Here is a 19490-nt window from a genome sequence, read left to right on the forward strand (position 1 = left end):
AGTATTCCTTACATGTTGAATCTGGAGCGCCTGCGGACGCTGGACGCCGTCGCACGGCACGGCTCGGTGAGCGGTGCGGCGGACGGCCTGCACGTCACGACCTCGGCCGTCTCGCAGCAGCTGTCCAAGCTGGAGCGCGAGGTCGGCCAGCAGCTCCTCGCCAAGAACGGCCGGGGCGTGCGGCTCACCGACGCCGGCCTGCTTCTCGCCGAGCACGCGGCACGCATCCTCTCGCAGGTGGAGCTGGCCCAGTCGGACATCGAGGCGCAGCGCGGACAGGTGGTGGGCGAGGTCCGGATCGCGGCCTTCCCGACGGCCGCCCGCGGCCTGTTCCCGGGGGCGCTCGGGGCGCTGCGCGTCGCCCATCCCGAACTGCGGGTGAGGACCACCGAACTGGAGCCTGAGCGGGGTATCAGGGAGGTGCTGCGGGGGGACGCGGACCTCGCGATCGTCCTGGACTGGAGCAACAAGCGGGCGCCGGTGCCCGCGGGTCTCGAACGTGTCCACCTCCTCGATGACGCCGCCGACGTGGCCTTGCCCGAAGGGCATCCGCTGGCGGGCCGCGAGGTGGTGGACCTGGAGGACTTCGGTGACGAGGAATGGGTGTCCTGGCCGGAGGGCGAGTTCTGCCATGACTGGCTGGTGTTCACCCTGCGATCGCAGGGCATCGAACCGCGCATCGCCCACCTCGCCGGGGAGCACCACAGCCAGCTCGCCCTGATCGCCGCGGGGTTCGGCGTCTGTGTGACTCCACGGCTCGGACGCGGTCCTGTCCCGGAAGGGGTGGCGTTCGTGCCGGTACGGCAGAAGATGCGTCGGCACATCTACGCGACCTGGCGTACGGACGCCGACCGGCGGCCGTCCATCCGGGCCGCGGTGGAGGCGCTGCGGGTGGCGGGAGCCCCTCTGGACAGCTGAGCGGCGTGCCAGGGGCGTGACCGCCCGGTCGGAGGCCCCCCGACCGGCTCTCAGCCCCGGCTCCCGCCTCGGCGCCGGCCCTTGACCGGCACCGCTTGCCGCCCGTCCGGGCCGCTCAGGCTCCGGCCAGTTTGCGGAAGTCCCAGGACACGACGGCGTCCGGGGTGAGTTTCAGCCAGGCGTGCCGGCCGTCGTGCGGCATCTCCTCCAGGCCGAAGTTCTTCGCGGCGAAGAGCCTTTCCGGCACGTCGAGTTCGGGGCAGGACTCGCCCGTGCGCGGCGCCTCGCCCACGAAGACCGCGGTGCCCGAGAGTTCCGCGCCGCGCAGCTCGCCGTACTCCTCGCCGTCGTCCACGACCACCGCGATCCGCGGATCGGCGCGCAGCTCGGTCCAGCGCCGACTGCGCGTGATCGAGTACAGCCACAGCGAAGTGCCGTCCCAGGCGTACCAGAGCGCGCCCACGTGTGGTCGGCCGTCCGCGGAGACGGTCGCGACCCGGCAGGTGCGCCGCTCGGCGAGGAAGGTGTCGAGCTCGGCCGGAGTCATCATGATCCGGCGCCCCCGGCGCTGTGCGACCGTCATCGTGGCCTCCCCTGACGCTTTCTGATGTTTCGTCAGCAAGCATGGGGCCTCTTCCCTCCACGGGCAAGGGTGGTTACCCTCGCCCGCCCGGAGTACTGAGGGGGAGACGATGACCACCCACGCCCAGCGGGAACGCCTGCGCGAGCAACTCGACCCCGCCACCACGGTGCTGCTCACCGTCGAATGTCAGGAGGGCGTCGTCGGCCGGACCGGTGCGTTGCCCGAACTCGCCGCCGCGGCGCGTTCCTCGGGCGCCCTGTCCAACATCGCCCGGCTGGTCCGGGCCGCCCACGAGGTCGACGTGCAGGTGATGCACGCCGTCGCGGAGCGCAGACCGGACGGGCGGGGGTCCAACGACAACGCGCGGCTGTTCCGGGCGGCGGCCCGGCTGCCGGTGCGGCAGCACAGCGGAAGCACGGCCGTCCGGATCGCCGAACCGGTCGAGGTCGCCCCCGAGGATCTCGTCGTACGACGGCTGCACGGACTGTCGCCGCTCGCCGGGACGGACGTCGGCCCGCTGCTGCGCAACCTCGGCTGCCGCACCCTGGTGGTCACCGGCGTCTCCGCCAACGTCGCCGTTCCCAACGCCGTGTTCGACGCGGTCAACCTCGGCTACACCGTCGTCGTACCCGGTGACGCGATCGCGGGGGTGCCGGCCGACTACACCCCCGCGATGATCCGTCACACGCTCGCGCTCGTCGCCACCGTCTCCACCACCGGCGAGGTACTGGACTGCTGGAGGGGGCGGCGGCGTGTCACGCGCGCGTGATCGAGTCCCCTTCGACCTTGATCGGGGCCGCGGGGAGCGGGCTGGGGGCGGGACCGCCCTTGACGCTGCCGTCCGACGCGTCGAAGAGGCTCTGGTGGCAGGGGCAGCTGATGACCCCGTCGCTCACACCGCTGACGGCGCAGCCCTGGTGGGTGCACTTCGAGGAGAACGCCTTGAAGGTACCGGCCGTCGGCTGGGTGATCACCACGCCCTGGTCGGCGAACACCTTGCCGCCACCCACCGGGATGTCCGAGGTCTTGGCGATCGGCCCGCCCGTGTCCTGGCCCCCCGCGCCGCCGTCGGCCCCGCCCGTCGTCCCGCCCGAGCCGCCGGGCTTGTCGTCTGTGCCACCGCAGGCGCCGAGCACGGCCACCACACCCATGCCGCCCGCCGCCGAGACGACCGTCCGACGTGCCACTCCGCTCATACCGCTCCCCTTGCGTTCCGTTCGCATCGACCTGATCACTCTGTCAGCAGAAGGTACGCGGGGGCGGGCCGTAGCGTTCACGGCCCCCGGAGAATTTCGGCGACGGGCCCTGTCCGTCCGGGCGGAGGCCGTTCCGTGCCGCACGACGCGGCCCCCGCCGCTCGCCGGGCGACTCCCTCCGGTGCCAGGCGGCGTTGTCCACCGGGAGCCCGAACGATAGGGTGCCATGACATGTGACATTTCACTGAAGGTCGAGGTCGTGGTCGTTGCGAGACCGGACACGGACCGGAAGCCCCGGCCTCGGGCGCACCACAGGGGCGACCCCAGAGGAACCGGAGACGGCGATGACAGCGGACGGGAACAGGCGCGCGGAGTCACGGGACGCGTCCGGAGCGCGCGCGTCGGGCGGACGGCCGGGTCCGGCGTCCGTCGAGACGATCGACTGGCACACCGGGGGCGAACCCTTCCGGATCGTGCCCGCGGCTCCGTCGGCCCTGACCCGGGACGGTCTCAGCGTCGCCGAGCGGCGCACGGTCGCCGTCGCCGACGCCGAGGCCCAGTGGACGCGGGCCCTGCTGTGCCGTGAACCCCGGGGCCACGCCGACATGTACGGGGCGTTCCTGGTACCGCCCGACGACGAAGCCGCCCACCTCGGGGCCCTTTTCTGGCACAAGGACGGATTCTCCACGGCCTGTGGCCACGGCACGATGGCCCTCGGCGCGTGGGCGGTGGCCTCGGGCCTGGTACCGGCCTCCGCCGACGGGGAGACCGACGTCGTGATCGACGTCCCCTCCGGCCGCGTCACGGCGAGCGTCCGTACGGTCGGCGGCCGGATCGCGGACGTGACGTTCACCGGCGTTCCCTGCCATGTTCACGCGCGTGACGTCGAAGTGGCGACCGCGCGGGGCGTCGTCGTCGACATCGCCTTCGGCGGCGCCATGTACGCGGTGCTCCCGGCGGCACGGATCGGTCTGCGGGTCCGGCCGGCGGACGTCACCTCGCTCATCGCGGCGGGCCGCGAGATCCGCGACGCGCTGAACGCCTCCCGCGCCGCCGAACACCCGGCGGACTCCCGTCTGTCCGGGGTCTACGGGACGGTGTTCACCGAGGAGGCGCGCCCTCCGGAGCGCCTGCCCGACGGCACCCGGCGGCTGTACCACCGCAACGTCACGGTCTTCGCGGACGGCGAGGTCGACCGTTCCCCGTGCGGATCGGGCACCGCGGCCCGGGTCGCCCTCCTCGCCGACGCCGCGGAGCTGCGCCTCGGCGACGAGTTGCTGCACGAGTCGGTGGTGGGTTCCGTCTTCCGGGCCCGGATCGCGCGCAGCGCCACGGCCCACGGACTCTCCGCGGTCGTCCCGGCGGTGACGGGGACCACGTACGCCACCGCGACCTGTCGCTTCACCGTCGACCCCGACGACGCACTCGTCCCCGGATTCACGCTCCGATGACGACGGTGCTCGACGCACGGGACGTGCGCGCCCTCGGTTCCGCCGGTGCCGTCGTGGCGGTCCGTCAGGCACTGGCGGGGGGCCTCGATCCTGAGGGGGAGGTGCCGCGCGTGGTACTCCCGCTGGTCCACGGGCAGGGACTGCTCATGCCCTCGGAGTCCGGCGGCTGGTTCGGCGTGAAGGTCGCCACCGTCGCCCCCGGCAACACGCGGCGCGGACTGCGGCGGATCAACGCGACGTACCTCCTGCACGACAGCGCGACCCTGACCCCGGTCGCCCTCCTGGACGGCGTGGCACTGACCACCCTGCGCACCCCGGCCGTCTCGGTCGCGGCCTGCCTGGAACGGCTGCGCTCGCTCGCGGCCGCCCGCGAGGGCCTGCGCCTCGTCGTTTTCGGAGGAGGTCCGCAGGGGCGGGGGCACGTCGCCGCCGTCCGCGCGCACGCACCGGTCGCCGACGTCACGCTCGTCACCCGACGGGGCGGCCCCGTCCCCGGATGGGCCGACCGGCACGCGGCGGCGGACGACCCGCGGACGACGGCTCTGGTGCCGCGCGCTGACGTCCTCGTCACGGCGACGTCCGCCCGCGAGCCGGTGCTGGACGGGGCTTTGGTGGCGGACCACGCCGTGGTCCTGGCGGTCGGATCCCACGAGCCGGCCGCGCGGGAGCTCGACAGCGGGCTGATGGGCCGTGCGACCGTCGTCGTCGAGAGCCGCGACACCGCCCTCCGCGAGGCGGGCGACGTCATGATGGCCCTCGACGAGGGAGCCCTCACCCCGGCCTCGCTGAGGACCCTGGCGGAGCTGAGTGACTCCCGGGCGGTCGTTCCCGCCGATCGCCCGATGGTGGTCAAGACGTGCGGGATGGCCTGGCAGGACCTGGTCGTCGCGACGGCCGCGTACCGGCTGAAGGCGGCGTCCGCGGGGGACGGGAACTGACCGGCGGCGCCCGGCCGAGGGCGGGACGGGACCAGCCGGTGCCGAGCCCGTGGCCCGGGGACGCGCGTCCGGCCGCCTGGTCCCGCTTTCACGCCACCCACAGGGTACGGACCTGCGCGAGAGGGTGGCGCATGTGCTCCTCGGCGCCCCGGCGATCATGAGGTCCAGGAGCGCGGTGTGCTCGCGCGCCGAGGCGACCGGCGCGCCCTCGCGGGAGAGGTTCGGTGAGTCCGTGGAACCGCGAGCGCTTTGTCCGCTCGCTCACGGGCTCCCTTTCCCGGATCTGTACCAAGATGAAATGTCACGTTGCCCCCGAGATCGGTCGAGCCGTGAGCCCCGGCATCCTCCCGCCCTTGTGGCAGTGCGTCCGGTCCCGGCCGGGACCGGGCCTCGACCCGGCCGCGGGGCTGTGCATCGCGACCGTCGGCGACGAGGGCCACCCCGGAGGGGCGAAGCGGGAATCGCTCTCGATGGACACGGTTCGGTAACAGGGTGGCCGACTCCTTGGCTGTGCAATTTCACATTACTATGTTACGGGTCACGCAGTGCGGCCCTTCCCGCGGCCTCCGCCCGAATCCGGCCTACTCCGGCCCGCTCCGATCCGCCGCAACACCCTCCCGGGCTGTCCGGAGCACGGACAGCCCGACCCCACCGGCACGTGCGGACCGTTCGGCCCGCCCCGTGCCGGCCGTGACCTTCCCGTACCGAGGAGTGCCTCATGCCCCGTCACACCAGAGTGCTGTCCGTCTCCCTGAGCGCCTCGCTCTCCCTGGCCCTGCTGGGCGCCTGCACGACCTCCCAGGGTGGTGACGACGCGGCTCCGGCCACCGGGCAGCCAGGCGTCGGGACCGGCACCGTCATCGGCGGCACGCCGAAGCGGGGCGGCACCCTGACCGTGCTGTCCAACCAGGACTTCGCCCACCTGGATCCGGCCCGCAACTGGGTCATGCCGACGATGGACTTCGGCACCCGGCTGCTCTACCGCACCCTGACGACCTTCCGGGCCGCGCCCGGCGCGCCGGGCAGCGAGATCGTCCCCGACCTCGCCACCGACCTCGGGACCTCCGCCGACGGCGGCCGTACCTGGACCTTCACCCTGAAGGCCGGCCTCAGGTACGAGGACGGCACCCCGATCCGGTCCCGTGACATCAAGTACAACGTGGAGCGCTCCTTCGCCCCGGACCTCGCCGGCGGGCCCGACTACGCCCAGCGATACCTGGCCGACGCGGAGGGGTACGCCGGACCTCTGCGGGGCGAGCACCTCGACTCGATCAGCACTCCGGACGACCGCACCATCGTCTTCTCGCTGCGCAGACCGGTCGCCGAGTTCTCCTCCACGGTCACGCTGCCCACCTTCTCCCCGGTGCCCGAGTCGCGGGAGAAGGGGGTCCAGTACGACCTGCGTCCCTTCTCCTCCGGGCCGTACCGCGTCGACAGCTACGCGCGGGGCAAGAAGATGGTGCTGGTGCGCAACCCCCACTGGGACGCGGCCACCGACCCGGTGCGCAAGGCGTATCCCGACCGGATCGTCGTGGTCCAGGGCCTCAAGGGCGGTCAGATCGACGACCGGATCATCGCGAGCGCGGGAGCGGACGCCTCCGCGGTCGAATGGTCCGACCTGCAACCCGCCAGCATCGCCAAGGTCCTGCCGCGGAAGGACGTCAAGGCGCGGCTGTCCGCCGAGCGGACCGGATGCACCGACATGCTCGCCCTGAACACCTCCCGCCCGCCCTTCGACAACCTCAAGCTCCGTCAGGCCATGCAGTACGCCGTGGACAAGCAGGCCCAGGTGACCGCCAACGGCGGACCGGCCCTCAACGACATCGCCACCGGCTACCTGCCGCCGTCCCTCACCGGCCGCCACGCCACCGAACCGGTCCACACCCCTTCCGCCACCGGCGACCTGGACAAGGCCAGGAAGCTCCTTGCGGAAGGCGGCAAGCCGGACGGCTTCGACGCGACGATCACGGTGTCCACGGGTGACAAGACCCGTGCCGAGGCTCTCCAGCAGAGCCTGTCCAAGGCCGGCGTGCGGCTCCGGATCGAGACCGTGGACCCCTCGGTCTACTACGACACCATCGGCGACACCGCCAACTCCCCCGACATGGCCATCAGCGGATGGTGCCCCGACTACCCGTCCGGCGCCACGTTCCTGCCGTTCGTCTTCGACGGCCGCACCATCAAGGCCAAGGGAAACCAGGGCAACGTCTCCCAGTTCCGCGACAAGGCCGTGGAGCGGCGCATGGACGAGATCGCCGCGATGCCCGACGCGGCCGACGCCGACGCCGCCTGGATCGAGCTGGACACCATGATCCAGCGCCAGTCCCCGGCGGTCCCGCTGTTGTGGGAGCGTAAACCGCTGCTCGTCGGCGACAACATCGCCGGGGCCTTCGGACACGCCTCCTGGACCGGGCAGTTCGACTTCGCGGTGATCGGCCTCAAGGACCCGTCCCGGAGCCAGGGGTGAGGGGACGAGGGCGCGCCGCCATGGCCCCGGCCACCCGGACCGCCGGACCGCCCGGCACCCCCGCACCCGAAGGCACCGGCGGCCCGGTCCCGCCCGACGCCCCCCGGCGCGCAGCCCTGCGCCGCCTGTGGGACGACCGCGGCAGCCGGGTCGCCCTGACGGCCGCCGCCTCGCTGATCCTGATCGCCCTCACCGCGCCCCTGCTCAGCGGCATCGGGGGCTGGTCGCCCACGGACTTCGACCCGGACGCCGTCGACCCCTACCTCGGTGGACTGCCCCGCGGCCGGCTCGGCGGCATGGGTGCAGAGCACTGGCTCGGCGTCGAACCGGTCACCGGACGCGACCTGTTCGCCCGGGTGGTCCACGGAGCCCAGGTGTCCCTGCTGATCGCCTTCACCGCCACCGCGATCGTCGTCGCCACGGGCACGGTCGCCGGTATCGCCGCAGGCTACTTCGGTGGCCGCGTCGACACCGTACTGAGCAGGCTGATGGACCTGACCATGTCCTTCCCCTCCCTCATCTTCATGATCGCGATGATGTCGGTGGCCCAGGACGTCAACCGGGTCCTGCTGATGACCGTCGTCATCGGCGTCTTCGGCTGGCCCGGCATCGCCCGGGTGGTGCGCGCCGAGGCCCTGTCGCTGCGCCACCGCGAGTACGTCGAGGCCGCTCGCGCCTGCGGAAGCGGCCCGTGGCGCATCCTCACTCGGCAGGTGCTGCCCAACATCGCCGGACCGATCATCGCGTACACCACCCTGCTGATCCCCGGAATGATCAGCACGGAGGCGGCGCTCAGCTTCCTGGGGGTGGGCGTGCGCCCACCCACCCCCTCCTGGGGGCAGATGATCGCCGAGGCCGTCGCCTACTACGAGACGGACCCGATGTACTTCGTCGTCCCCAGCGTCTTCCTCTTCGTGGCCGTCCTCGCGTTCACCGTGCTCGGCGACGCCCTGCGCGACATCCTCGATCCCCAGGGAGGACACCGGTGATCGCCTATCTGGTCCGCAGGTGCCTCGGGGTGGCCGGCGTCCTGCTCGCGATCTGCGCCGTCACCTTCGTCATCTTCTACCTGCTGCCCGCGGACCCCGCCGCGGCGGCCTGCGGCAAGACCTGCAGCCCCGAACGCCTCGCGGAGGTGCGCCACTTCATGGGCCTCGACCAGCCCGTCTGGCGGCAGTTCGCCGACTACCTGGTCGGCATCTTCGCCGGCCGGGAACTGGGCAGCGGCCCCCACGCGCTGCAGTGCGGGTTCCCCTGCCTCGGCTACTCCTACGAGAACGCCCTGCCCGTGTGGGACCTGCTGATGGACCGTCTGCCGGTCTCCGCCTCCCTGGCCTTCGGGGCCGCCTGCCTGTGGCTCCTGCTCGGTCTGAGCGCCGGGGTGACCGCCGCCCTGCGCAAGGGGGGACTGCTCGACCGGACTCTCATGGTCGGCGCAGTCGCCACCGCCTCCCTGCCCGTCTACTTCACCGCGGTGATGCTCCTCTACGGTCTGGTCCGGCTCACCGGACTCCTGCCCTACCCGAGCTACGTCGCGCTCGGCGACGACCCGCTGGGGTGGGCCGCCAACCTGCTGCTGCCGTGGACCGCCCTTGCCCTGCTCTACGCCGCGATGTACGCCCGCCAGAGCCGCAGTTCGATGATCGAGGCCATGGCGCAGCCGTACATCCGCACCGCCCGCGCCAAGGGCATGCCGGCACGTGTGGTCGTGGTCAAACACGGACTGCGCTCGGCGGTGATGCCGGTGCTCACCCTCTTCGGGATGGACCTCGGCGCACTGCTGGCCGGGGCCGTCATCACCGAGTCCATCTTCGGCATCCCGGGTGTGGGCCGGCTCTTCTACGACGCCCTGCAACGCTCCGACCAGCCCGTCGTGCTCGGCGTCACCCTGCTGGCGGCCTTCTTCATCGTGGCGGCCAACGTCGTCATCGACCTGCTGTACGCCGTCGTCGACCCGAGGGTGAGGAACTAGCCGTGCCGTCCACCACTGCGTCAGCACCAGCCCTGCTGCGCGTCCGTGATCTCCGGGTCGCCTTCGACACCCCCGCCGGGGCGGTGCGGGCGGTCGACGGGGTCTCCTTCACCGTCGAGGCCGGCCGGACCCTCGGCCTGGTCGGGGAGTCCGGCTCCGGCAAGTCCGTCACCTCCCTGGCGGTGATGGGCCTGCACCATCGGGCCCGGGTGAGCGGATCGATCGAGCTGGCCGGGCGGGAACTCGTCTCCCTCACCGACCGCCGGTTCGCCCGGCTGCGGGGACGCCGGATGGCCATGGTCTTCCAGGACCCGCTGTCCGCGCTGCACCCCGCCTACACCGTCGGCGAACAGATCGCCGAGGCCCACCGGCACCACTTCGGCAGCGGCCGGCGCGTCGCCCGCAGACGGGCCGTGGACATGCTCGGCGAAGTCGGCATCCCCGAACCGGCCCGCCGGGCGGGGGAGTACCCGCACCAGTTCTCCGGCGGCATGCGCCAGCGCGTCGTGATCGCCATGGCCCTGTCCTGCGAGCCCGAACTGCTCATCGCCGACGAACCCACCACCGCGCTCGACGTCACCGTCCAGGCGCAGATCCTGGACCTGATCGCCCGGCTCCAGCAGGAACGCGGACTCGGCGTCCTGATGATCACCCACGACCTGGGCGTGGTGGCACGCGTCGCCGACGAGGTCCTCGTCATGTACGGGGGGCGCGGTGCCGAGCAGGCTCCGACGGACGACCTGTTCCACAGCCCCGCGCACCCGTACACCCGTGGCCTGCTGGACTCCCTGCCCCGCCTCGACGATCCCGACGACACGCCGTTGCGCGCCATTCCCGGCAGTCCCCCGTCGCTCGTCCAGCCGATACCGGGCTGCCCCTTCGCGCCCCGCTGCCCGCGGGCGGCCGGCGCGGCAGAGCGGGACCGGGCCCGCTGCGCCGAGGAACGGCCCCTGCCACAGGGCGATCCGGCCGCGGGGCGGCTGGTCGCCTGCCATCTGCCGCTGCGAGCCGGTTCCGCGGCGCCGCCGCGCGCCGGCTCGCCCGGCGCCGCACCCGTAACGGCCGAGGAGGCCCGATGACCCGCGTACAGCCCGAGCCCGTCCGACCGTACGGACAGTCCGAGGGAAGGGGGGACGCGCCGGCGACGCGTCCCGGCTCCGTCCCGGGGGCCGGAGGCGAGACGACGGCGCCCCTGCTGTCCGTGCGCGAGCTCACGAAGACCTTCCCCGGCCGACGCGTCCTCGGCCGGGCCGCCGCCCCTGTCCGCGCCGTGGACGGTGTCGGCTTCGAACTGGCCGCGGGTGAGACCCTGGGGCTGGTCGGGGAGTCCGGCTGCGGCAAGACCACTACCGGACGGATGCTGGTCCGTCTGCTGGAACCCACCGCGGGTACCGTGGAGTTCGACGGCCGTGACATCACCCATCTGTCCCCGCGCGAGCTTCGGCCCCTGCGCCGCCACCTCCAGATCATCTTCCAGGACCCCTACGCCTCCCTCAACCCCCGGCAGACCGTCGCCCGGATCATCGCCGAACCGCTACTGGTGCAGGGGGTCCCGGCGCGCGACGCCCGGGACGAGGCGGCTGGACTGCTGGAACTGGTGGGCCTGAGCCCGGAGCACCTGGATCGGCATCCGCATCAGTTCTCCGGGGGGCAGGCGCAGCGCGTCGGCATCGCCCGCGCCCTGGCCACCCGTCCGCGGCTGATCGTCGCCGACGAACCCGTCTCCGCGCTCGACGTCTCCGTCCAGGCCCAGGTCGTCAACCTGATGGAGCGTCTGAGGAGTGAGCTGGGACTGGCGTTGCTCTTCATCGCCCACGACCTGTCCGTCGTGAAGCGGGTGTGCGACCGGGTGGCGGTGATGTATCTGGGCAGCATCGTGGAGATCGGCGACAAGCACGAGGTGTACGGCGCGCCGGCGCACCCCTACACCCGGGCGCTGTTGTCGGCGGTCCCACTGCCCGATCCCGCCGCCGAGCGGCGGCGGGATCGGATTCTCCTGCTCGGGGACCCACCGAGCCCGGCCGCGCCGCCGAGCGGCTGCGGTTTCCATCCGCGCTGCCCGAAGGCGCGGGCCGTCTGCCGCACCGAGCGCCCCTCCCTCGCCGTCGTGGGTTCCGGCGCGCGCCAGGCCGCCTGCCACTTCCCCGAGGGCGGCTGATCCACCCGGACTCCCGAGAGGCGCTCACCCGCGGGCCGTTCGTCTCCGTCGCCGGAGCGGCCGGTCCGCCGGGTCGTCGTGCCTCACCCGGGAGACACCTCCGATTCGGTTCGACGTCTTCCCACCGCCATGTGACCTGTGCAATGGTACATGGCACTGGTCGTGTGCATGTCAATTCGACACGCGTGTGCCGTCCCGCCGACGGTGCCGCGCCCATCCCTGAGCCGCGGCCTGTCCCATGGTCACGCGTCGACGTGACCCGACCCCCTCATGGGAGGAACCACGTGAGAACCGCACTCGTCCGCCGAGGTCTGGGGTCCGTACTGCCCCTGGCCCTGGCCGGAGTGATGGGTGTCGCGCTGCTCTCGCAGCCGGCCCAGGCGCGACCGGATTCCCCGCCGGCGGCCACGACGCCGGTGTCCTCGCTGGCGTCCGGCGCCGGCGAGGCAGTCCACCCGGCGCCGCGGGCGCAGCAATCCTCCGCCGCGCGGACCGGCCATGTGGTCGAGGACCGCCGGAAAGCATCCCAGCTTCCCCCGCTGAACGCCGACAAGTCCCCGCTCAAGCGGTCCTACGACCGCCCTGACGCCCCGGACGCGGACACCGGGGCAACGCGGCGCGCCGCACCGGCCGCCGCGTGCGACACCGCCGACTTCACCAGCCGTACCGGCAGCGAACTCGTCAGCCGGATCAAGGCATCCAGCGTCGACTGTGTCAACACCCTGTTCGGTCTGACCGGCACCGACGCCTACCTGGCCTTCCGCGAAGCCCAGATGGCGACCGTCGCCTACGCGCTCAGGGACGGCTCCGCCGGCTACCCCGGCGACGAGAGCACCGGCATGCCGCAGCTCGTCCTCTTCCTCCGGGCCGGCTACTACGTGCAGTGGTACCACCCGGATGCCGTGGGCCAGTACGGCACCGGCCTCAGGACCGCGATCCGCTCCGGGCTCGACGCCTTCTTCGGCAGCCCCCGCTCGCGGGACGTCACCGACGCCAACGGCAGGACGCTGGCCGAGGCGGTCACCCTGATCGACAGTGCCCAGGAGAACGCCCGCTACCTCTACGTCGTCAAGCGGATGCTGGCGGACTACGACGCCACCTGGGACTCCTCCTGGTGGATGCTCAGCGCGGTCAACAACGTGTACACGGTGACCTTCCGTGGTCATCAGGCCCCCGGATTCGTCAACGCCGTCGAATCGGACCCGAGCGTCATCGACAGCCTCCACCGCTTCGCCGCCGATCACCTCGCCCTGCTGGGCACCAGCCGGTCTTACCTGACCTCCAACGCCGGGCGGGAACTGGGCCGATTCCTCCAGTACGCCAGTCTGCGAAGCAGGGTCCGTCCCCTGGCCACCGGCCTGCTGAACCAGAGCGCCGTGACCGGTCCCACCGCCCCGCTGTGGGTCGGTGTCGCGGAGATGGCCGATGAGTACGACAAGGCCAACTGCTCCTCCTACGGCACCTGCGACCTGAAGCAGCGGCTCACGGACGAGGTCCTGACGATCCGTCACACCTGTGGCCCCGGCATCCGTGTCCTCGCCCAGCAGATGACCTCCGCCGAACTGAGCGCCAGTTGCGCCAGCATGCTCCAGCAGGACGCCTACTTCCACCAGGCGGCCCGGGACGACGGACCCGTCGCCGACGACCACAACACCACCATCGAGGTCGTGGTGTTCGACTCCAGCACCGACTACCAGACGTACGCCGGCGCGATATACGACATCGACACGAACAACGGCGGCATGTACCTGGAAGGAGACCCGGCCGCCACGGGCAACACGCCCCGCTTCATCGCCTACGAGGCGGAGTGGCTGCGCCCGGAGTTCCACGTCTGGAACCTCAACCACGAGTACACCCACTACCTCGACGGCCGCTTCACGATGTACGGCGACTTCGCGGCCGGCCTCACCACCCCGACCATATGGTGGGTCGAAGGCTTCGCGGAGTACATCTCCTACTCCTACCGCGACGTCCCCTACACCGCGGCGATGGCCGAGGCGGGCAAGGGCACCTACGCCCTGAGCACCCTCTTCGACACCACCTACAGCCACGACACCACACGCGTCTACCGCTGGGGCTACCTCGCCGTCCGGTACATGCTGGAGCACCACCGCGCCGACATGGACAAGGTCCTCGGCTACTACCGTGCCGGCGACTGGAACGCGGCTCGCGCCCACCTCACCGGCACCATCGGCACACGCTACGACAGCGACTGGAGGACCTGGTTGACGGGCTGCGCGGCCGGAGACTGCGGCGGCACCCCGCCGGACAACCAGGCTCCCACCGCCGACTTCACCGTGGCGGTCAGGGAACTGACGGTCACCCTCACCGACCGCTCCACCGACACCGACGGCACCATCGCCACCCGGTCCTGGGCCTTCGGCGACGGCACCACCTCCACCCAGGCCGCCCCCACCAAGACCTACGCCGCCGCCGGCACCTACACCGTCACGCTGACGGTGACCGACGACAAGGGCGCCACGGCCACGGCCGGCCGCAGCGTCACGGTGGCCGACGGCGTCGCCGAGTGCGCCGGCACGGACAGCCGCGAACTCGGCAAGAACTGCCGCCGCAGCGGACTTTCCGCGACCACCGGGAACTACGCCTACCACTACCTCTACGTCCCGGCCGGCACCACCCGGCTGACGATCACCACCTCCGGCGGTACCGGCGACGCCGACCTCTACTACAGCGGCACGAACTGGGCCACCACCACCCACCACACCGCCAGGGCCACCGGCTCCGGCAACAACCACACCCTGACCGTCACCAACCCGCCCGCGGGATACCACTACGTCAGCCTCCACGCCGTGACCTCGTTCACCGGCGCCGGCGTCACCACCGCGTACTGACCCGCCGTCCGGCCCGGGTCCGGTGCCACACGCACCGGACCCGGGCCGGACCCGTTCCCGAGGAGCCCGCCTCGCCGTGACACCGGTCCCGCGGGAGGGAGTACCCGGCAGTGACCAGGGCCGCTATCTGCCGCTGTCGGTCACGGGCACCCACACCCCGGCCATGGCCTGTTCGACCTGTCCGGCGAGTGCGGTGAGGCGTGCGTGCTCGCCGGGGTGGAAATCCTGTGCCGCGACGGTGGCGCGCAGGCGCGCGAGCTGGTGCGCGATCGGCGGGTGCTGGGAGGGGGAGGCGTGCCAGGCGAGTTCGCGCAGCAGTGTGAGGAGGCGGTCGAGGACAGCGGCGTCCGTGGCGCCGTAGCGGCACGGCTGGGTGAGGGCGAGGTCCAGGAGGTCGCCCAGGTCGGGTCGGTCGAGAACGACCCGGAGACGGTGGTCGTCGTACAGGAGGCGTGGACCCGGCTCGCGTTCCGCCATGTCGCACAGCAGGGCGCTGGAGTGCGACAGCGCGTGGATCGCGGTGGTGGGGTCGTTGAATCCGGCGGAGAGCGCTTTGGCGGCGACGTCGGCCAGCTGGCGCAGCCCGAAGGCGATGTCCTGGGTGCCGGTGCGCTCCGGGCCGGTGGAGATCGCTCGGCGGAACTGTCGCCGGAGCCCTGCCTCCGTGTCGGGCCCGAAGGAGGTGGAGGTGCGTGGCCAGGCCGCTCCCACGGGGGTGCCCGCGATCAGGGAGGTGCCCGGCTGACGGTCGATGAGCAGGACCGCGTCGGCACCGACGGCAGCCGCCAGGAGGACGTTCTCGTCGACGCCCGTGAGGAAACCTGAGCTGTCGACGGTCAGGAGCAGCGCGTGGCCGGGCACGGACGGCAGCGGCGGCGCTTTCGCGCCTTCACGCCGTGCCGTGTCGGGGAGGAGCTGACGCAGGGTCCGTTCGGCGTCGGCGTGGACGCCGGCCAGCATCGTCTCGACTCGAATCTCCCGGGCCAGATGGGAGAGGAACAACACCAGGGTGAGGACGCTGGCGAGAGCGAGTACGAAAGCGAGGGTCACGGAGAGCCGGGGGACGAACTCGGCCTGGCCGGCGTCGGCGGTGCGGACCGTGCGGAGCACGGTGAGGGCGTAGGTGAAGGTCGCGAGGAACACGGCCAGAGTGCCCTGCACGAAGCGGTCGGACGTGAAGGTACGCAGAAGCCGGGGCGAGAACTGGCTGCTGGCGAGCTGCAATGTGACGACGGTGAGGGAGAACGTGAGCGCGGTGACGGTGATGAGCGAACCGGCGATGGCGTCCAGGGAGGTACGGGCCGCTCCCGCTCCGCCGCCGAACAGGTAGTCGGCCAGCCATGCCGGAAAGTCCTCCTGGACGCGGGCGTCCAGGCGCGGCAGGGTCACCCCGGTGGCGACTGCCAGTACGACTCCCAGCGCCGGCAACGGCCAGAGCTGTGTGCGCAGGCTGTCACGGACCGCGTCGCCCGCTGGTCCCCTGCCCGCACGATTCATCGACCGTCCCTTCACCGAGTGGAGCGCCGACACCAGCGGACCACACCCCGGGGCGGTGGTCGAGCCGACACACGGCCCCTCACGCCACCGTCCGTCGGCGCCGCAGGACGGGAACCCCACGGGCTCGCGCGCCCGCTCTCCGGAGCGCGCGGGGGCGGACGCCGCTCCGCACGGAGCGCGCGTTCGGAAAAACCTCTGATCATGGCGCGCGTCCGCCGGTTAGCCTGGCGAAATGCTTACAGAAGTGACAGCGACCCGCTATGTCACGCCCCTGCGTGAGGGTGGCTCGCTCCCCGGGATCGTCGAGGCCGACGATCTCGGCACGTACGTCATGAAGTTCACCGGCGCCGGACAGGGCCGCAAGACCCTGGTCGCCGAGGTGATCTGCGGTCAACTCGCCCGGCGCCTGGGCCTGCGCGTACCCGAGCTGGTCCTCCTCCAGCTCGACCCGGTGATCGGACTCTCCGAGCCCGACCAGGAGGTGCAGGAGCTGCTCAAGGCCAGCGGCGGCCTCAATCTCGGGATGGACTACCTGCCCGGCTCGCTGGGATTCGACCCGCTGGCCTACGAGGTGGACCCCCGGGAGGCGGGGAGGGTCGTCTGGTTCGACGCGTTGATCAACAACGTCGACCGTTCCTGGCGCAACCCCAACCTGCTGGTCTGGCACGGCGACCTGTGGCTGATCGACCACGGTGCCACCATGATCTGGCACCACAACTGGCGGGGCGCCCAGGCGTCCGCGGCCAAGCCGTACGACGCCTCCGACCACGTCCTCGCCCCCTTCGGCCCGGACATCGCCGCCGCGGCGGCGGAACTGGCTCCCCTGGTCACCCCTGAACTGCTCAGCGAGGTCGCCGCCGATGTGCCCGACGAGTGGCTCGTCGACGAGCCGGGCTTCGCCACCACGGACGAACTGCGCCGCGCCTACGTGGAGGCGCTGCTCCCGAGGGCCGCAACGATCCACGAGCGGATCACCCTCGGTCCGCGCGAGGAGCGCCGGACCTCACGGGCCCCCGGCTGGCTGACCGATCACCTGGGCGGCTGGCCGCACACCGCCGGCCAGGGCCGGACCGGCACGGACCAGGGGGGTGCGCGGTGAACCAGCGCGACGTCTTCGAGTACGCGCTGCTGCGCGTCGTCCCGCGCGTGGAGCGGGGGGAGTTCATCAACGCGGGCGTGGTGGTCTACTGCCGGGCCCGTTCCTTCGTGGCGGCCCGCACGCACCTGGACGAGGCCAAGCTGAAGGCGCTCGACGCCGGCGCCGACGTGACCGGCGTCCGGGCCGCGCTGCGCGCCGTCGAGGGGGTCTGCCGGGGTGGTGACGACGCCGGGCAGGCGGCTCGGGACGACGCCGGTCGGCGCTTCCGCTGGCTGATCGCCCCCCGGTCCACGGTCGTCCAGCCGGGCCCGGTGCACACCGGCCTGACCCGTGACCCGGAGGGCGAGGTCGAGCGGCTCCTCGATCTCCTGGTGCGTTGAGTCCGCGCGGACCGGCCCGCCGGGCCCGATCCGCCGTCGCGCCGGGCTCCCCGGGTTCCGGCCGGCGGGCCCCGAGCGTGTGTGGGGCTTCGGAGGGCGCGGCGGGGGTCTCGGCCGGTGCCCGCTCGCGACCCGCTCCGTACCCGGGTGGAAGCCGGAGCGGACCGAGGGCGCGGCGCGGAGTGAGCGGGTGCACCCGATGGGCCGTTGACACCGGGTGCCAGGGCTTCTAGCGTCTCGTCTACTGAAGGTACTAAGCGGTCGCTCATGTGCGGGACGTACCGAGCGGGCCGCGTCCCGGCATGATCCAAGGGCGAGGAGAACCAGCATGTCCACCACCGAGCAGCGCGTAGCCGTCGTCACCGGCGCGGCGCGGGGCATTGGCGCCGCGACCGCGGTACGACTGGCCGCGGAGGGCCGCGCCGTCGCCGTACTCGACCTCGACGAGGCGGCCTGCAAGGACACCGTCGCGAAGATCACGGCCGCGGGCGGCACCGCCCTCGCCGTCGGCTGCGACGTCTCCGACGGCGCCCAGGTGGAGGCGGCCGTCGCGTGCGTCGCCGCCGAGCTCGGCGCGCCGACCATCCTCGTCAACAACGCGGGTGTGCTCCGCGACAACCTGCTCTTCAAGATGAGCGAGGCCGACTGGGACACGGTCATGAACGTCCACCTCAAGGGCGCGTTCCTGATGGCCAAGGCCGTCCAGAAGCACATGGTGGACGCGGGCTTCGGCCGGATCGTCTCGCTGTCCTCCTCCTCGGCGCTGGGCAACCGTGGCCAGGCCAACTACTCGGCCGTCAAGGCGGGCCTCCAGGGCTTCACCAAGACTCTCGCCAAGGAGCTCGGCAAGTTCGGCGTCACGGCCAACGCCGTGGCACCCGGCTTCATCGTCACCGAGATGACCGCGCAGACCGCCGAGCGCGTCGGCATGGGCTTCGAGGAGTTCCAGGCCGCCGCCGCGTCCATGATCCCGGTACAGCGCGTCGGTTACCCCGAGGACATCGCGAACGCGATCGCCTTCTTCACCGGTGACGACGCGGGCTTCGTCTCCGGCCAGGTCATGTACGTGGCCGGCGGCCCGCTCAACTGAGCCCCGGCGGGAAAGGGAGACGGACATGAGCAACAAGCAGCTGCCGGAGCCGTCCGGCAAGGTCGCTCTGGTCACCGGCGCCAGCCGGGGCATCGGCTACGGTGTCGCCGAGGCGCTGGTCGCCCGCGGCGACCGCGTCTGCATCACCGGGCGCGGCGAGGAGGCCCTCAAGGAGGCGGTGGAGAAGCTCGGCGCAGACCGGGTGATCGCCGTGCCCGGAAAGGCCCATGACGAGGCCCACCAGGCCGCCGCGGTGGCGGCGACGATGGAGGCTTTCGGCCGGGTCGACATCCTCGTCAACAACGCCGGTACGAACCCGGTGTTCGGGCCGATGGCCGACCTCGACCTGAACGTGGCCCGCAAGGTCTACGAGACGAACGTGATCTCGGCGCTGGGATTCGCCCAGCAGACCTGGCGCGCCTGGCAGAAGGACCACGGCGGCGCGATCGTGAACATCGCCTCGGTCGCCGGCCTCTCCCCGTCGCCGTTCATCGGCGCGTACGGGATGAGCAAGGCGGCCATGATCAACCTGACGCTGCAGCTGGCACACGAGTTCGCGCCGGTGGTGCGGGTCAACGCGATCGCTCCGGCGGTGGTGAAGACCAGGTTCGCGCAGGCGCTCTACGAGGGCCGTGAGGCGGAGGCCGCCGCCGCCTACCCGCTCGGCCGACTCGGTGTCCCCGAGGACATCGGCGGCGCCGCCGCGTTCCTTACCTCCGCCCAGTCGGAATGGATCACCGGCCAGACCTTGGTGGTCGACGGAGGTATTTTTCTCAACGCCGGTGTCGAGTGACCGATAACCGGACAGTTTGCTGATTTCCTGACCGGATTGGCCCTGGTTTTTCATGTCATGCCTAAAGTGCCCCGTCCGGGTCGAACATTGACCTGG

17 protein-coding genes are annotated in these 19490 nt (G+C 71.9%); 14 read left to right on the forward strand and 3 right to left on the reverse strand.

Annotated features, from left to right (window positions below):
* Positions 1-12: 12 nt before the first annotated feature.
* Entirely contained in the window at positions 13-918 is a 906-nt protein-coding gene (locus OG393_RS28485; protein ID WP_327377542.1) for a LysR family transcriptional regulator, read from the forward strand.
* Between the two features lie 115 nt (positions 919-1033).
* Here OG393_RS28485 and OG393_RS28490 read toward each other — a convergent pair whose 3' ends face one another.
* Positions 1034-1501: a pyridoxamine 5'-phosphate oxidase family protein gene (locus tag OG393_RS28490; protein WP_327377543.1), complete on the reverse strand. Its 468-nt coding sequence runs from the start codon at positions 1499-1501 to the stop codon at positions 1034-1036.
* 109 nt (positions 1502-1610) lie between these two features.
* Between OG393_RS28490 and OG393_RS28495 the strand changes: the two genes are divergently transcribed.
* On the forward strand, positions 1611-2270 hold the full coding sequence (locus OG393_RS28495; RefSeq protein WP_327377544.1) for a cysteine hydrolase: 660 nt from the start codon (positions 1611-1613) through the stop codon (positions 2268-2270).
* On the opposite strand, the gene OG393_RS28500 is transcribed toward OG393_RS28495, so the two are convergent.
* A complete protein-coding gene (locus OG393_RS28500) occupies positions 2257-2697 on the reverse strand; it encodes a Rieske (2Fe-2S) protein (protein ID WP_327377545.1) in 441 nt (146 codons plus the stop codon). The genes OG393_RS28495 and OG393_RS28500 overlap by 14 nt on opposite strands.
* A 344-nt stretch (positions 2698-3041) precedes the next feature.
* On the opposite strand from OG393_RS28500, the gene OG393_RS28505 reads away from it, so the two are divergent.
* The 8 genes from OG393_RS28505 to OG393_RS28540 all read left to right on the forward strand — a co-directional run bounded on the left by OG393_RS28505 (position 3042) and on the right by OG393_RS28540 (position 14535).
* Complete coding sequence (locus OG393_RS28505; protein WP_327377546.1) at positions 3042-4148, forward strand: proline racemase family protein; 1107 nt, start codon at positions 3042-3044, stop codon at positions 4146-4148.
* Positions 4145-5086 (forward strand): ornithine cyclodeaminase family protein, encoded by a 942-nt coding sequence (locus OG393_RS28510; protein WP_327377547.1) that lies wholly within the window; start codon positions 4145-4147, stop codon positions 5084-5086. The genes OG393_RS28505 and OG393_RS28510 overlap by 4 nt, the downstream gene beginning before the upstream one ends.
* A 718-nt stretch (positions 5087-5804) precedes the next feature.
* Complete coding sequence (locus tag OG393_RS28515) at positions 5805-7553, forward strand: ABC transporter substrate-binding protein (RefSeq protein WP_327377548.1); 1749 nt, start codon at positions 5805-5807, stop codon at positions 7551-7553.
* A gap of 20 nt (positions 7554-7573) precedes the next feature.
* Positions 7574-8542 (forward strand): ABC transporter permease, encoded by a 969-nt coding sequence (locus OG393_RS28520; protein ID WP_327377549.1) that lies wholly within the window; start codon positions 7574-7576, stop codon positions 8540-8542.
* Positions 8539-9525 (forward strand): ABC transporter permease, encoded by a 987-nt coding sequence (locus tag OG393_RS28525; RefSeq protein WP_327377550.1) that lies wholly within the window; start codon positions 8539-8541, stop codon positions 9523-9525. Before OG393_RS28520 ends, OG393_RS28525 begins: the two co-directional genes overlap by 4 nt.
* Before the next feature lie 2 nt (positions 9526-9527).
* The gene (locus OG393_RS28530; RefSeq protein WP_327377551.1) at positions 9528-10604 is read left to right on the forward strand and encodes an ABC transporter ATP-binding protein; all 1077 of its coding nucleotides are present in this window, start codon (positions 9528-9530) and stop codon (positions 10602-10604) included.
* On the forward strand, positions 10601-11683 hold the full coding sequence (locus OG393_RS28535) for an ABC transporter ATP-binding protein (protein ID WP_327377552.1): 1083 nt from the start codon (positions 10601-10603) through the stop codon (positions 11681-11683). The genes OG393_RS28530 and OG393_RS28535 overlap by 4 nt, the downstream gene beginning before the upstream one ends.
* 284 nt (positions 11684-11967) lie before the next feature.
* Complete coding sequence (locus tag OG393_RS28540; RefSeq protein WP_442817373.1) at positions 11968-14535, forward strand: collagenase; 2568 nt, start codon at positions 11968-11970, stop codon at positions 14533-14535.
* A 123-nt stretch (positions 14536-14658) separates the two neighbouring features.
* Here OG393_RS28540 and OG393_RS28545 read toward each other — a convergent pair whose 3' ends face one another.
* Positions 14659-16032 carry a DUF2254 domain-containing protein gene (locus tag OG393_RS28545; protein WP_327377553.1) on the reverse strand — a complete coding sequence of 458 codons (1374 nt, stop codon included), beginning with the start codon at positions 16030-16032 and terminating at the stop codon, positions 14659-14661.
* 232 nt (positions 16033-16264) lie between these two features.
* On the opposite strand from OG393_RS28545, the gene OG393_RS28550 reads away from it, so the two are divergent.
* The 4 genes from OG393_RS28550 (at position 16265) to OG393_RS28565 (ending at position 19394) form a co-directional block, all read left to right on the forward strand.
* Positions 16265-17131, forward strand: a complete 867-nt coding sequence (locus OG393_RS28550) for a HipA family kinase (RefSeq protein WP_327377554.1) — start codon at positions 16265-16267, stop codon at positions 17129-17131.
* Positions 17128-17511: a DUF3037 domain-containing protein gene (locus tag OG393_RS28555; RefSeq protein WP_327377555.1), complete on the forward strand. Its 384-nt coding sequence runs from the start codon at positions 17128-17130 to the stop codon at positions 17509-17511. The genes OG393_RS28550 and OG393_RS28555 overlap by 4 nt, the downstream gene beginning before the upstream one ends.
* Positions 17512-17839: 328 nt before the next feature.
* The gene (fabG, locus tag OG393_RS28560; protein ID WP_327377556.1) at positions 17840-18601 is read left to right on the forward strand and encodes a 3-oxoacyl-ACP reductase FabG; all 762 of its coding nucleotides are present in this window, start codon (positions 17840-17842) and stop codon (positions 18599-18601) included.
* Positions 18602-18626: 25 nt separating this feature from the next.
* Positions 18627-19394 carry an SDR family oxidoreductase gene (locus OG393_RS28565; protein ID WP_327377557.1) on the forward strand — a complete coding sequence of 256 codons (768 nt, stop codon included), beginning with the start codon at positions 18627-18629 and terminating at the stop codon, positions 19392-19394.
* Positions 19395-19490 lie beyond the last annotated feature (96 nt).

This window comes from Streptomyces sp. NBC_01216 (assembly GCF_035994945.1).
Lineage (GTDB): Bacteria > Actinomycetota > Actinomycetes > Streptomycetales > Streptomycetaceae > Streptomyces.

What these genes read in the sequence shown, in the direction of transcription:
- OG393_RS28485 (WP_327377542.1), top strand. Translation starts at nt 13, where the DNA reads ATGTTGAATCTGGAGCGCCTGCGGACGCTGGACGCCGTCGCACGGCAC.
- OG393_RS28490 (WP_327377543.1), bottom strand. Translation starts at nt 1,501, where the DNA reads ATGACGGTCGCACAGCGCCGGGGGCGCCGGATCATGATGACTCCGGCC.
- OG393_RS28495 (WP_327377544.1), top strand. Translation starts at nt 1,611, where the DNA reads ATGACCACCCACGCCCAGCGGGAACGCCTGCGCGAGCAACTCGACCCC.
- OG393_RS28500 (WP_327377545.1), bottom strand. Translation starts at nt 2,697, where the DNA reads ATGAGCGGAGTGGCACGTCGGACGGTCGTCTCGGCGGCGGGCGGCATG.
- OG393_RS28505 (WP_327377546.1), top strand. Translation starts at nt 3,042, where the DNA reads ATGACAGCGGACGGGAACAGGCGCGCGGAGTCACGGGACGCGTCCGGA.
- OG393_RS28510 (WP_327377547.1), top strand. Translation starts at nt 4,145, where the DNA reads ATGACGACGGTGCTCGACGCACGGGACGTGCGCGCCCTCGGTTCCGCC.
- OG393_RS28515 (WP_327377548.1), top strand. Translation starts at nt 5,805, where the DNA reads ATGCCCCGTCACACCAGAGTGCTGTCCGTCTCCCTGAGCGCCTCGCTC.
- OG393_RS28520 (WP_327377549.1), top strand. Translation starts at nt 7,574, where the DNA reads ATGGCCCCGGCCACCCGGACCGCCGGACCGCCCGGCACCCCCGCACCC.
- OG393_RS28535 (WP_327377552.1), top strand. Translation starts at nt 10,601, where the DNA reads ATGACCCGCGTACAGCCCGAGCCCGTCCGACCGTACGGACAGTCCGAG.
- OG393_RS28545 (WP_327377553.1), bottom strand. Translation starts at nt 16,032, where the DNA reads ATGAATCGTGCGGGCAGGGGACCAGCGGGCGACGCGGTCCGTGACAGC.
- OG393_RS28550 (WP_327377554.1), top strand. Translation starts at nt 16,265, where the DNA reads ATGCTTACAGAAGTGACAGCGACCCGCTATGTCACGCCCCTGCGTGAG.
- fabG (WP_327377556.1), top strand. Translation starts at nt 17,840, where the DNA reads ATGTCCACCACCGAGCAGCGCGTAGCCGTCGTCACCGGCGCGGCGCGG.
- OG393_RS28565 (WP_327377557.1), top strand. Translation starts at nt 18,627, where the DNA reads ATGAGCAACAAGCAGCTGCCGGAGCCGTCCGGCAAGGTCGCTCTGGTC.